The organism is Microcoleus sp. B5-D4 (genome assembly GCF_036705145.1).
GTDB lineage: Bacteria > Cyanobacteriota > Cyanobacteriia > Cyanobacteriales > Microcoleaceae > Microcoleus.
Map to the genome: position 1 here is coordinate 23841 of NZ_JAUBTV010000079.1, position 12769 is coordinate 36609.

11 protein-coding genes are annotated in these 12769 nt (G+C 47.2%); 6 read left to right on the forward strand and 5 right to left on the reverse strand.

Annotated elements, in window-relative coordinates:
- Positions 1-94: 94 nt before the first annotated feature.
- On the forward strand, positions 95-2683 hold the full coding sequence (locus tag QUB10_RS26960) for an SdrD B-like domain-containing protein (protein ID WP_333206234.1): 2589 nt from the start codon (positions 95-97) through the stop codon (positions 2681-2683).
- A gap of 223 nt (positions 2684-2906) precedes the next feature.
- Positions 2907-3767, forward strand: a complete 861-nt coding sequence (locus tag QUB10_RS26965) for an SDR family oxidoreductase (protein ID WP_333206235.1) — start codon at positions 2907-2909, stop codon at positions 3765-3767.
- 380 nt (positions 3768-4147) lie between these two features.
- On the opposite strand, the gene QUB10_RS26970 is transcribed toward QUB10_RS26965, so the two are convergent.
- A complete protein-coding gene (locus tag QUB10_RS26970) occupies positions 4148-5176 on the reverse strand; it encodes a hemerythrin domain-containing protein (protein WP_333206236.1) in 1029 nt (342 codons plus the stop codon).
- Between the two features lie 436 nt (positions 5177-5612).
- On the opposite strand from QUB10_RS26970, the gene QUB10_RS26975 reads away from it, so the two are divergent.
- On the forward strand, positions 5613-6878 hold the full coding sequence (locus QUB10_RS26975) for a pitrilysin family protein (protein ID WP_333206237.1): 1266 nt from the start codon (positions 5613-5615) through the stop codon (positions 6876-6878).
- Between the two features lie 335 nt (positions 6879-7213).
- A complete protein-coding gene (locus tag QUB10_RS26980; protein ID WP_333206239.1) occupies positions 7214-8482 on the forward strand; it encodes a pitrilysin family protein in 1269 nt (422 codons plus the stop codon).
- Between the two features lie 8 nt (positions 8483-8490).
- Here QUB10_RS26980 and QUB10_RS26985 read toward each other — a convergent pair whose 3' ends face one another.
- The 4 genes from QUB10_RS26985 to QUB10_RS27000 all read right to left on the reverse strand — a co-directional run bounded on the left by QUB10_RS26985 (position 8491) and on the right by QUB10_RS27000 (position 10252).
- Complete coding sequence (locus QUB10_RS26985) at positions 8491-8634, reverse strand: hypothetical protein (protein WP_333206241.1); 144 nt, start codon at positions 8632-8634, stop codon at positions 8491-8493.
- 219 nt (positions 8635-8853) lie between these two features.
- Entirely contained in the window at positions 8854-9510 is a 657-nt protein-coding gene (locus tag QUB10_RS26990; protein ID WP_333206242.1) for a hypothetical protein, read from the reverse strand.
- Positions 9511-9729: 219 nt separating this feature from the next.
- On the reverse strand, positions 9730-10011 hold the full coding sequence (locus QUB10_RS26995; RefSeq protein ID WP_333206243.1) for a BrnA antitoxin family protein: 282 nt from the start codon (positions 10009-10011) through the stop codon (positions 9730-9732).
- Positions 9974-10252, reverse strand: a complete 279-nt coding sequence (locus QUB10_RS27000; protein WP_333033472.1) for a BrnT family toxin — start codon at positions 10250-10252, stop codon at positions 9974-9976. The genes QUB10_RS26995 and QUB10_RS27000 overlap by 38 nt, the downstream gene beginning before the upstream one ends.
- A 212-nt stretch (positions 10253-10464) precedes the next feature.
- Here QUB10_RS27000 and QUB10_RS27005 point away from each other — a divergent pair, with 212 nt between their 5' ends.
- Together QUB10_RS27005 and QUB10_RS27010 are read left to right on the forward strand one after the other, a co-directional pair.
- Positions 10465-12282 carry an efflux RND transporter periplasmic adaptor subunit gene (locus QUB10_RS27005; protein ID WP_333206244.1) on the forward strand — a complete coding sequence of 606 codons (1818 nt, stop codon included), beginning with the start codon at positions 10465-10467 and terminating at the stop codon, positions 12280-12282.
- A 211-nt stretch (positions 12283-12493) separates the two neighbouring features.
- Complete coding sequence (locus tag QUB10_RS27010; protein ID WP_333206246.1) at positions 12494-12712, forward strand: helix-turn-helix domain-containing protein; 219 nt, start codon at positions 12494-12496, stop codon at positions 12710-12712.
- The last annotated feature ends 57 nt before the right edge of the window (positions 12713-12769 follow it).

Genomic DNA, 12769 nt, shown 5'->3' on the forward strand with positions numbered 1-12769 from the left:
GCGGTTGTCAGCTATTAGTAAAAACTACTCAGCAAGTTACAACCCATACAGTAGTCTGTAATTTACGTGGATTTAGGTGTGAAGGAGAGAAATCATGACAGATAACGGAGAGCGCAGTATCCAGCAATTACAGCCAGTTGTGGTTGGGAATGCTGGCCCGGCAATTCTAGGCCTCAAGTTCAATGACTTGAACGGCGATGGCATCAGACAGCCCAATGAACCAGGTCTGGCAAATATCCCGATCCTCCTCGAATCAGCAACAAGCACCAACGGTGTATTTGATGCTGGTACTGGCGAAGTCTCAACCACGACGGACGCTAACGGCGCGTTCTCATTCATAAATCTTATTCCTGGCAACTACGTACTCACGGAAACCGCAATACCTGCAGGTTTCCGGGCTACCACTCCCAACCCCCTCGCAGTCACTGTCGGCAACACAAATGCTAACGTTTTCTTTGGCAACACCCAAGTTATAGGCAGCCGGATCGTTGGATGCAAATACTTAGACATAGATGCCGACGGCTTCCGAGATGGAAATGAACCGGGCATTAAAAATGTCAGGATCTATATTGATGCCAATGGCAACGGTCAACGCGATGCAGGGGAAGCCAACACCTTAACAGACAAAAATGGTGCATGGTCGTTCAACGTAGCACCCGGAACCTACAAGATTCGGGAAGAACGGATCAGACGACAGATTAATTCTGTTACCGGACTAGAAGTTAATGCTACGGACGCAGAACCCTTAGAAACACAAGATTTTCCCCAAAGCACTCCCCCCGGCAACGTTCCCGTACTGGACGTGACGGTAGCAGCAGGTCAAACCTTTGCCTGCGCTCAAGTTGGCGATACTCCGCTCTATCAAATTGAAGTTAACAAATTTCGAGACATAGACCGCAGCGGAACGCGAAATGTTGTTAGTGGAGTCTTGGAACCCCCCATTGCCCGAGTACCGTTTATTTTAGATGTGAACGCGAACGGTCGCTGGGATGGAGCAGGCTCCGAACCTATAGCCATCACAGATGCGAACGGAGTAGTTACCTTCAAGGATTTGCGAGCTGGTGATTACAGAGTGTTGGAAATTTTTCCAGGTGTACTGCCTGCAGAAGTAGGTGGCGGTGTCCCAGGAAACCTCAATGCTCCAGTAGCAACAACTGCAAACCCCGCTCTGGTTTCGGCACCAGGGCCTCAGGCCCGATTCCAGGGTACGATCAGCAGAGAGCAACCGCTGCTAGTAGCAGACTCAACCTACACGCTGAAACCAAACGACCCTAAATTCGTAGACAGCAACCGCGACGGCATTCAACAACCAGGTGAAAGATCGATCGCCACCACTGGTGAGCGGCCGATTTTTGCAGCGCCAGTTACAACTTTACCAGCGCCCAACCCATCGCCATCACTTACCTTTACTCCTGTGGGAGCAACTCAGGGTATTGGCAACAATGCCGGTGTGGGCAACACTCGACCGAACATCACTGTCTTCAAATACAATGACCTGAATGCCAATGGTCGCTTTGAACCAACTCAGGGTGAAGCGCCAATTAGCGGTGTCACTGTCTTCCTCGACACCAATAACAATGGCACTCCCGACGCTGGAGAACAGCAAATCACGACAAATGCCCAGGGGAGAGGTGCCTTTACCAACTTGGCAACAGGCAACTATGTCGTCAGGGAAGTTGCACAGCCCAATTTCTCCCCTTCTACGGCAGATCGCGTCGATGTGACCCTCAGCACTCAGGACGCCAACGTTACCTTTGCCAACACACCCAACAGCAACATCACCGGTTGCAAGTTTGAGGACTTTAACCTGAACGGTTATCGAGATGGTAACGAACCAGCTATTCCTGGTGTCACCATTGCGATCGATACCAACCGTGACGGTGTGTTGCAAGCAAATGAACCCACTACTACCACCGATCAGTTTGGTCGTTTTGCATTCACCAATTTGCGGCCTGGCAATTACAGCGTTCGGGAAGTAACACCTTCTGGCTACTTCAAAACGACTCAACCGCTGGATATTGTTCTCGGTGCGAATCAAACCTTTACTTGTGCTTTGGTGGGTAACTCTCGCCGCTATGACCTGTCGGTTCCTAAATTCCGAGATGACAACCGCAACGGTATACGGGATGCCAGCGAACCGCCCCTGGCCAATATACCATTTACCTTGGATTTGAACAATAACAACCGCTACGATCCTGCTACCGAACCGCTGGTGAGAACAGATGCTAATGGTATTGCTCTGTTTCCTAATTTGTCCCCAGGCACCTACTCGGTTTTGGAAGTCTTCGATGCGAGCGTGGAAAACCCGTTCCCAATCCCAACTGGACCGAATCCGGTTAACTTTAGCGTGCCTGGTCCTAACACAGCGCCTACGACATCTGTGACGACCCCAGACCCATCGGGAATAGTAAGACTAAGTAGCCTCGATCCGGTGACTGGTGAATCTCAGAACCTGGAAACTGCACCCGATCCTCTGAATAACCCCGACCCTTCACTCAATGCTACGGTTAAGGCCAGCAGCATTGATGATACCAGCTTGATCGCACCTGGAAATGCAGGTATTACCTTTGTGGATGACATGAGCTTGAGCGGCACCGCGAGTGCACTGACTGTATTGTTGCCTGAAGATAAGAGCAAGGATTTACTGTTAGGTGCTCCTGCTACTTCTCAGACTGGTTTCTAATGTTAAGTTGAGTCTCTAGTTTTAGACTCAGCAATTAGCAGCTAACTTGTTTAAACAGCACGTCAAATGATGTTTTGGCGTGCTTTTTGCTGTTTTGACAAAAATAACAAGCGGTTTCGATCGCCCGAACTGTCTTTAGTGGTAGGCAACGATCGGCAAAAAGAGCGATTCCCTAGTTCCAGAAAACCTTTATTTATAGAGGTAGAAGTTAGAGGAATATGTTATGCCAACTCAACAACAAACCAATCCGGCTCAACATCAAGAACAGCAACCCGGTATTGAATCGCAAATGACTCCGCAACCTCAATCCTTCGCGGAGGGATATCGCGGTAGCGACAAATTGCGGGACAAAGTAGCCTTAATTACCGGCGGAGACAGCGGTATCGGGCGTGCAGTGGCGATCGCCTTTGCCAAGGAAGGCGCTAACGTAGTCATCAGCTATCTTAACGAAGATGATGATGCCAAAAAGACCAAAGAGGCGATCGAACAACAAGGCCGGCGCTGTATTGCGATCGCAGGCGACATCGGCGACGAAAACGTCTGTCAAAACCTTGTAGAACAAACAGTTAAAGAGTTTGGTAGCCTCGATATCCTCGTCAACAACGCCGCCGAACAGCATCCCCAAGAAAGCATTGAAGACATCACCGCCGAACAATTAGAGCGCACCTTCCGCACCAACATTTTCTCAATGTTTTATCTCACAAAAGCCGCCCTCAAACACCTCCAAGAGGGAAGTGCAATTATCAACACTACCTCTGTCACCGCCTACAAAGGCAATCAACAATTACTAGATTACTCCTCCACCAAAGGAGCAATTGTTGCCTTTACTCGCTCCTTGTCTCAAAGTTTAGCTGAGAAAGGAATTCGCGTCAACGGAGTCGCCCCCGGCCCGATTTGGACGCCTCTAATTCCTGCAACTTTCCCTGAAGAAAAAGTGGAGAAATTTGGTGCAGACACGGCCTTGGGACGCGCCGGTCAACCCGATGAAGTTGCCCCCAGTTTCGTGTTTTTAGCTTCAAAAGATTCGTCTTACATGACTGGTCAAATTTTGCATCCTAACGGAGGCTCTGTGATTAACGGCTAAAATCTTCTGGCTCCCAATCCTCGTAGGGGCGGGTTTTACCGAAAATCTTTGATGAAATTCATAATATAGATAAACCCGGCCCCCTAGTTGTGGAGGGCGGGTTTATTTATATTATGAATTACCCGAAATATCTTTCGTGAAACCCGCCCCTTGTATGGTGCGTCGCTATCAAAAATTATCAAAAAAAGCGACTATCTCACAGCGACGCACCTTACAAACTCATAACTATTGCAAGATTTTGGAGAATTGGTATAATATATTTATTTTTTAAAATTGTCTTTGAAAAAACTAGTAATCCCGCCACGTTGGTAGCGGGATTGATAGGTTGCAGTTTAGCTATTCTCTAGTTTTGCTAGAGTTAAAATTAGCCGAATGCTGAATTATTTCAGGTTAGCCATTTCTTGCTGGATGGTGCTTTTGGCTGCTTTGAATTGAGTAGCCATTTGTTCCATTTGTGCTTCGCTCAGGTTGCGGCGAATATGAGGGAACATATCGTTTTCTTCTTGTCGAATGTGATCTTTAACCGCTGTTTGGAGCTGTTTGATTTGGGCTTTGAAATCAGAAGAACTAGGGTTGAGAGCCTTAATTTGGGCAAGCATCTGCTTCATTTCTGCTTGCTCGCTGTACAGTTCTTGAGTATTGCCGTAGTAGCTGCGAACTGCGGGATAAACAACTTGTTCTTCTGCTTCTGCGTGAACGCTGAGGTCTTTGTAAAGTTGACCGAAGAATTCTTGCAGTTTTTGAGGATCATCGGTGCTTGCGATTTCCATAAAGAGGGTATCGGTTTTGCGGTGATCCATTGAGATGATTTCGGTGATGTTCATCTCATCTTTGCTGCGGGTAACTGCACCGCCGATGATGCCGGTCATTGCTGCCATTGCATCTTGCACGCGAGCCCAAACGCCTTGGTCGGGGTCTTTGCCAGTCAATTCGCGCACGCCTAAAATTTCGAGAACTCCTTTGAGTTGTTCTTGGTGAGCGCGGTTCTCAAAGTTAACTGTGTTGAGCGGGGTAATGGCAGCTTCGATGTCGGCGCCGACTACTTGAGCAGCTTTGTGAATTAACAAACCGGCCATTGTTTGTTTGTGTTTGAGCAGTTCGTGCTGAGCGACTTTTTCAAACATGGTGAGTTCAGAACCTTGCATGAGTTTCTGAACTTCTTCAATCATTTTTGTGCTGGTTTCTTTGGGCTCGGCTTGAATGCCGTATTGCACGATCGTAGTTTCTAATACGCCCAAGTTTTTGCGATCGTCTTCGAGCATATCCCGGAAGCGCTGGGCTAGTTCGGAGTCGTTGCAGGAATTGATGAACAATTGCTCGTTGGCGATCAACAGGTTTTGCAGCGCTTTCATGTCTGCTAATTTAGTTGCGATCGCTTGGCGCTTGGTATCTTCTAGGGTAGCTACCATCTGTTGTTTCTCCTCTCAAGGTCGTTAGTGTTCTTACATCTCTTAATTTATTGATATATTCTGATCACATCCTCTTTCTCCCGACTGATTAATTAATATCCCGCGAAACCTATTGACTTTTGATAAAAAAGATGGTAAGTATTTGAGACTGCTTGAAAAAAAGCAAAAAGCAAAAAACAACAGATGAGTAAGGATGAAGGGCAGAAGACTCCGCCCAAAAACGGATACCGTGCCACGTACTCCTGTCGCGATCGGCTCAAAATTTTAGACTCTTGTTCAAGCCCCCAGATTCATCTGTGCAGTAAATCTAAAATCTAAAATCTAAAATCTAAAATCGACTGAGTGATAATTTCTGTATCAATTAATCCCGATCGCAGAGCTGGAAAGCGCTACCATAGTTGCAGCCGAAGTTAACTAAAGTTTAAGAATAACTAGCTTGTCTCAACTGCTCACTGCTTTAGAGTTCCCAGCCAATGTCTGGAAGATGAATAATGGGTTAACGGTCATTCACCAGCGGATTTCGGCCACACCGGTGGTCGCGCTAGACGTGTGGGTGAGGGCTGGCGCTACGCTGGAGCCGGATTCTTGGTCGGGAATGGCTCATTTTCTCGAACACATGATATTTAAAGGGACGGATTCGATCGCCCCTGGAGAATTTGACCAGGTAATCGAAAATCGCGGCGGTGTCGCCAACGCAGCTACCAGTCACGACTACGCCCATTTTTTCGTCAACGCTGCGGCCGATTATTTAGCAGAAACAGCCCAGCCGCTGGCAGAATTACTGCTGCGCGCTTCGATTCCAGATCGGGAATTCGATCGCGAGCGAGATGTGGTGCTCGAAGAAATCCGCCAAGCTCAAGACAATCCCGATTGGCTGGGTTTCCAAGCCATGATGGAAACAGTTTACCAGCGACATCCCTACAGGCGATCGGTATTGGGCACAGAAGAGTTGCTGATGTCGCGAACTCCCCACGAAATGCGCTGTTTCCATCGATCGCACTATCAGCCGGAAAATATGACTGTGGTGGTAGTCGGGGGAATTGATGAACAACAGGCCAGAGATATTACGGGGAAAGCTTTTGAGCAGTTTTCCGATCGGTGGGATTGTCCTAAATTAACCGCAGAGGCGGAACCGCCACTGATAGAAATTCGCCGTCAGGAACTCTGTCTCCCCCGATTGGAACAAGCGCGGCTGATGATGGCGTGGACGGGGCCGGGAGTTGAACACTTGCAAAGTGCTTGTGGCTTGGATTTGCTGTCGGTGTTGCTCGCAGACGGGCGGACTTCGCGTTTAGTCAGGGAACTGCGGGAAGAATTACAATTGGTAGAGGCGATCGACAGCACTTTCTCGTTGCAACGGGAATCGAGTTTATTTACTATCAGTGCAGTCTTGGACGCGAAGGATGTCGAACAGGTGGAATCTCGGATTTGCGATCGGCTTTGGGAATTGCAGTCTGAGCCTGTTTCCGAGGTAGAATTGCTCCGCTGTAAGCGTTTGCTGTGCAACGATTTTGCTTTCTCGCTCGAAACGCCGGGACAGCTAGCGGGTCTTTATGGATATTACAATACGATCGCCACTGCCGAATTAGCGCTCAGCTATCCCACCAGGATTAAAGCATTTGGGCCATTAGACCTCCAGCGCCTAGCTCAACAATATCTCTCTCCCCGCCGCTACACGGCTGTGGTGCTAAAACCAATCTAATTGGTAAACGGGTAAAAATACATATATTTTTGGTACCGGAGAGATGTTCGGCATTTGTCCGGGGTTCTTTGTGCTTGTGGCGCACCCTAGGGGATAGAGGTTCGGCGTTTGTCCAGGGTTCTTTGTCCTTGTGGCACACCTTACAGGATAGATGTTGTTACATTTAGAGGTTGTGCGTCAGGCCCTGCCCGGTATGACATCATACAAGATGCAAATGGAAAATAGAAAAATGGCAATCAAGTAATTACCAATTACCCATTACCAATTACCCCTTACCCATTTTCAATTACCAATACTTCAGCTACTCTCAGTACAAGTTCCCAACTAAATTAACCATGAAAAATGAAATCCAGCGCACGGTTTTAGACAACGGTATTGTTGTCTTAGCAGCAGAAAATCCAGCAGCAGATATTATTGCAGCTAGGATCTTCCTGCGGGCCGGCAGTCGCTACGTGCAGCCGGAACAAGCAGGATTGTGTCACTTGCTGTCGGCGGTAATGACTAAGGGAACCGATCGACTGTCTTCGCTGGAAATTGCCGAGCGTGTAGAATCGGTGGGAGCGAGGTTGAGTGCCGACTCTACTACAGACTATTTTTTAGTGAGTTTGAAGACGGTTTCTGCAGATTTTGAGGAGATTTTGGAGTTGGCGGCGCAATTGACACGATCGCCCACTTTCCCGGAAGCTGAAGTCGAACTCGAACGCCGCATTGCCATATCAGCAATTCGATCGCAACAAGAACAGCCATTTGCGATCGCCTTCGAGCAATTGCGGCACGCGATGTACCAGGAACACCCCTATGCTTTCTCTCCCTTGGGCACGGAAGCTACTATGTCAAAGCTCACCAGAAACGAGCTCGAACAGTTCCACAAAACCTATTTCCGTCCCGATAATGTAGTTATTTCTGTAGCCGGCAGAATATCCACCGAAGATGCGATCGCTCTGATCGATCGAACTTTTGGGGACTGGAAAGCGCCTTTAACACCCCTGCCAACTTTAAGCGTTCCCCCCCTGTCACCCTCCCCTCAATCGGTCGTTACGGCGCAAGATACGCAGCAATCAGTGATTATGCTGGGCTACCTCGCACCCTCGGTCAGAAATCCCGATTACGCAGCGATTAAGTTGCTGAATACTTATTTGGGTAACGGTTTGTCGAGCCGGTTGTTTGTGGAATTGCGGGAAAAGCGGGGCTTGGCTTACGACGTTTCCGCGCTGTACGCGACGCGCTTGGACACGGCTCAGTTTGTCGTGTACATGGGTACGGCGCCGGAAAATACAACGACGGCTTTTGAAGGATTGCGTACAGAAGTCGATCGACTCGCCACCATCCAACTAAGCGAGGAGGAATTGCAAGCTTGCAAGAATAAAATGCTCGGTCAATATGCTTTAGGAAAACAAACTAATTCGCAAATTGCCCAAGTTTTAGGTTGGTACGAAATTTTGGGATTGGGAATTAAATTTGACCAGCAGTTTCAAGAAGAAATTGCACTGGTGACAGCTTCACAAGCGCGGGATGCTGCTAAGAAATATTTTGTAGAACCGTATGTTTCTTTGGTGGGCCCGGAGGCGGCGATTACAGAGTTGGGTGTAGTGGCTGTTTGTTAAGTAGGAAATTAGCGATCGAACTTGTGAAAAGTTCGATCGATGCGATCGCAGATCAAAAGACTTTGCTCGTCCGCTGTTTCTAGGAATGTGAAATCAATGTTTCGCGTTGCGATGTAAGAGATGAAAGCGCAAGTTATCGGGTCAACTGACACTTGGGTGGGATATGTATTCTTTGTAGGGTATTGCTTTTAAGCCAGGGCGATCGCCAAGCCTTGATTTCAACGAGCAAAAGAGAGCATGATCTTCGATCGTTAACTTTTCAAACCACCCTTGGCGAAAAGTTGAAGCCTAACGGCCTGCGCTTCACCGGACAGTGATAATGTTTGGATCATAACTGATAGCGTATACCTCCGTTCCGGTGCAAGCGCTTGTTAGGTTGTGGAATACCGAAGCGTTGAGATGTATATAACAGACAACCCTAGACGATTCCAATTGGGTTGATTAAGCGAAAATAATACACTTCCCGCTAGTGCTGCCCACCCTACAGGACCGAGTAGAAATGCAAGAGTTTGGCTCACACCCATGTAAACTGCAAAGGGCAAGGCAATCCCCAAAGCACTTGTGAGACTACCTAGTACAGTGCTTGCCAACAAATACACCCCAAAACCACTCATCTTTGCTGCAAACATTGCACCACCACTTAAAAGAAAACCTTCAAGATTAGGGTCATCGCTCTCTCGTCTGAGATCCATAATAATTTGTTGTCGTTGCTCTGGTGTAAGCTGCTCCAACATATTCTGAAATAGCTTAACAACGACAGCACCTTCAATTTCTTGAGTTGATAACTCAAGCCATGTACGACCGTGAAAAACTTCAGACCAATCAATACCAATGTGATCGGCAACATCTGTGACAATTTGTTTCCAAGAGCTGTTCCAGAAAAGCTGACCAATACTCCCGCACCTCAAATACCGTATGTGATTGCAAAGAATTTCAGAGGAACTACCAAATCCTGAATTGGTCAACTCTGCTAAGTTTTGGCGTTGCTCTTCTGTAGCTAAACTGACGATTTCGTAAAATTCTTGCATATTTAGTCTTAACTTTGACGAGTAATCTCAAACTATTTACCAACTGATATAACCCACATTCCGTACCCTCTACTATCATAGGTTTTTTCGGAAGTTTGAGCTATTATAGCGGCTAGAAGGGAATCAAGCCATTATGATATCTACTACCGATGCGTTCAACGGCGGTACAAAGCTTTGAGTCATCACCAGAGTATTGAGTCCGTCCGTTAAAACGCACGGCTATGCTGAGTGCTGAGTTTTGTTATTGTTCTCTATATATTGGCGTAAAACGTTATTAATTAGAGTTTTATACTGTTCTCCTTGAGCCTCAAACCACTGCTTCACATCTGGATCGAGCTGAACTAAGTTGTGGGCTTGAGCTGCTGGAATACGTAAAGTCGCTCGTTCAAAAAATTCATCGGTCAGCGGTGGAATATCTGAGTAGTCAATATTCTCTTCTGACCTTGACTCTAAGGCTGCCCAGTTAGTACCAGAGGTACTGTTCAAATCGTTTCTGCTCATGACGGTTGGCTCTTCGCGCTGAAATGATTCGGATTACATTGTTTTGACGTTCTGTCCAGACTACTACCGCTATTCCAGAACCGAGAAAACCGATTCCAAACCAGCGATCTTCGCCATAATCAAAACGATCGTCTAGCTCAATCAGCATTTCACCATCAAACATCGCGGGAACATCGGCAAAATCAATCTGATGTTTACGGATGTTTTCAAGGTTTTTCGCTTCGTCCCACTCAAATTGCATGAAGGATTAGGATATGCGAGATTAAACTATCTTCATTCATTATCACGCATTTGGCCCAACAGGTTTTATGCTGCACTGGAGATCGATGTTGGGATCTAAACTCGATCGCCCGCAAACATTAAACACTGGAAAAAACCTAGTGCGACTTCAATTGAACCTTTTCTGTTCCCGATCGGTCTAAATTCAAGACAGACCCATCAGGTCTAATTTATATGTACTTAGTAAAGCACTTTCAGATTAAAAAAGAGCTGACTCCCTGGCTTAGCGGACTCCTCGCCACATCCCTGCTTGCAGGAGTCGGCTACACAGCTTACAGCCAGTTAACAGTCAAATCCAGCCCCGAAACCAGACGCAAGGAAAAAACCGTTGCTGTCGAAAGGGTGAACCTGCCAATTACAATTTCGGCAAACGGCACAATTGTGCCCGAACGTTCCGTTAACGTCAGCCCCAAAACTTCAGGAATGCTCAAAAGTTTGCTTGTCAAGGAAGGAGATAGGGTTGAACAAGGGCAGATTCTCGCCTACATGGACGACTCCAACCTTCAGGGGCAACTTACCCAAACTCGCGGACAACTCGCAGCCGCAGAAGCAAACCTGGAAAAATTGGTCAACGGCACTCGAACCCAGGACATTGCTGTGGCTAAGGCGGTGTTAGCAGAACAACAGGCAAGTCTGGAAAAATTGCTCAACGGTAATCGAACCCAAGACATTGCTGTAGCTGAGGCAGCGTTAGCAGAACAACAGGCAACGTTGCAAAAATTGCTCAACGGCAATCGAACCCAAGATATTGCCGTAGCTGAGGCACAACTAGCTGAACAACAGGCAAATTTACAAAAATTGCTCAAGGGCAATCGCCCTGAAGACATCGCCCAAGCGATCGCCCAACTCAGAGATGCCGAATACGCCGAAAACCAAGCAGAGGAAGACTTTCAGAGAAATCAGGAACTATATAATGCCGGAGCCATTGCTTTGCAAGTTGTCAACAACTCCCGCACCGCGCGCGATCGAGCTCAAACGCAAGTCAGGCAAGCCGAACAAGCTGTAGCTTTGCTGCAAGCGGGTGCTCGCCCTGAAGAAATCGCTGCGGCGCGGGCTGCTGTGGAGCAAAAACGGCAAGCTTTGACCCTGGCGCGATCAGGGGCACGCCCGGAAGACATCGCTGCGGGGCGGGCCACTGTGGAGCAAAAACGGCAAGCTTTGGCCCTGGCGCGATCGGGCGCACGCCCGGAAGACATCGCTGGGGGGCAGGCCGCCCTGCAGCAAAAACAGCAAGCTTTGGCGCTACTAGAAGCCGGTTCTCGCCCGGAAGACATCGCCCAAGCCCGCGCTCAAGTTCTCGCCGCTAGAGGCAGCCTGCAAAGCGTTCAAGCGCTGATCGACGACACTGTGCTACGGGCTCCTTTCACCGGCACTGTTACCCGCAAGTACGCCGATCCGGGCGCTTTTGTGACTCCCACGACGGCAGGTAGTGCGGTTTCTTCGGCGACTTCTTCTTCGATTTTGTCCTTAGCTTCAAAAAATCAATTAGTAGCAAACGTAGCAGAAACTAATATTTCTCAGATTCAGATCGGCCAGGCTGCGTCTATTCAAGCCGATGCTTTTGCGGGAAAGACTTTTAGAGGTAAAATCACTCAAATTTCGCCTCAGTCGATCGTCCAGCAAAATGTGACAAGTTTTGAGGTAAAAGCGGCAATTATTAATGATGATAAACAAATGCTGCGATCGGGAATGAATGTGAATGTTGAGTTTAAGGCTGGTGAACTTAAAAATGTTTTGGTAGTTCCGACTGCGGCAATTGTCCGTCAACAAAGGGAAACGGGGGTTTTTGTTCCGGGTGGAGAAGATGGTAAACCTGCTTTTATGCCGATTAAGACTGGTATGACGGTGGATGATAAGACGGAAGTGCGATCGGGTTTGAAAGGAAATGAAAAAGTGCTGATGAGTTTCCCCCCCGGATTGCGGCCTAGATCCCAAAATCCATCGGGTGGAATTCCAGGTTTGCAACCGGGTGGGGGAACGCGCTTGCGTTAGGGTTTTGATTTTTTTTATTGAACCGCAAAGCCGCGAAGGAGGAAAAGCAAGAAGGAAGAAGGATTAAGGTTTTAATTGCCTATGCTTTTCAGCTCACTGCCCCATACCCAATGCCTAATCAATAATATATAGCAATTCCATTTGAGATGTAAATATGGATTTCTCTGGTAAAATAGGAAATTTTGATAATAAATGAAAAGGAAGAAAGCAAATGGAAGCCAATCAAAATGAAAAAAAAAGACAAATAGAAGGTTTAATCAAATTTATAAATAGTAATGGAGACTCGCGAGAAATGAAGAGAGCCTTAGCCGTAAAACTGGCTCTACAAGGTTATGTGTACCGAGCAATAGAAAATATAATAAATGTATCTCAAGGTTATGTAAGTAAATGGAAAAAAAGATTTATAACACAGGTAGTAATAAATATGTAGTGAAGTTTAATTACAGTAATTGAATACATAGGATAATTTTATAAATAACACAATCAA

Coding starts and splice junctions, on each gene's coding strand:
- QUB10_RS26965 (WP_333206235.1), top strand. CDS start 2,907: ATGCCAACTCAACAACAAACCAATCCGGCTCAACATCAAGAACAGCAA.
- QUB10_RS26980 (WP_333206239.1), top strand. CDS start 7,214: ATGAAAAATGAAATCCAGCGCACGGTTTTAGACAACGGTATTGTTGTC.
- QUB10_RS26970 (WP_333206236.1), bottom strand. CDS start 5,176: ATGGTAGCTACCCTAGAAGATACCAAGCGCCAAGCGATCGCAACTAAA.
- QUB10_RS27000 (WP_333033472.1), bottom strand. CDS start 10,252: ATGCAATTTGAGTGGGACGAAGCGAAAAACCTTGAAAACATCCGTAAA.
- QUB10_RS26960 (WP_333206234.1), top strand. CDS start 95: ATGACAGATAACGGAGAGCGCAGTATCCAGCAATTACAGCCAGTTGTG.
- QUB10_RS27010 (WP_333206246.1), top strand. CDS start 12,494: ATGGAAGCCAATCAAAATGAAAAAAAAAGACAAATAGAAGGTTTAATC.
- QUB10_RS27005 (WP_333206244.1), top strand. CDS start 10,465: ATGTACTTAGTAAAGCACTTTCAGATTAAAAAAGAGCTGACTCCCTGG.
- QUB10_RS26990 (WP_333206242.1), bottom strand. CDS start 9,510: ATGCAAGAATTTTACGAAATCGTCAGTTTAGCTACAGAAGAGCAACGC.
- QUB10_RS26995 (WP_333206243.1), bottom strand. CDS start 10,011: ATGAGCAGAAACGATTTGAACAGTACCTCTGGTACTAACTGGGCAGCC.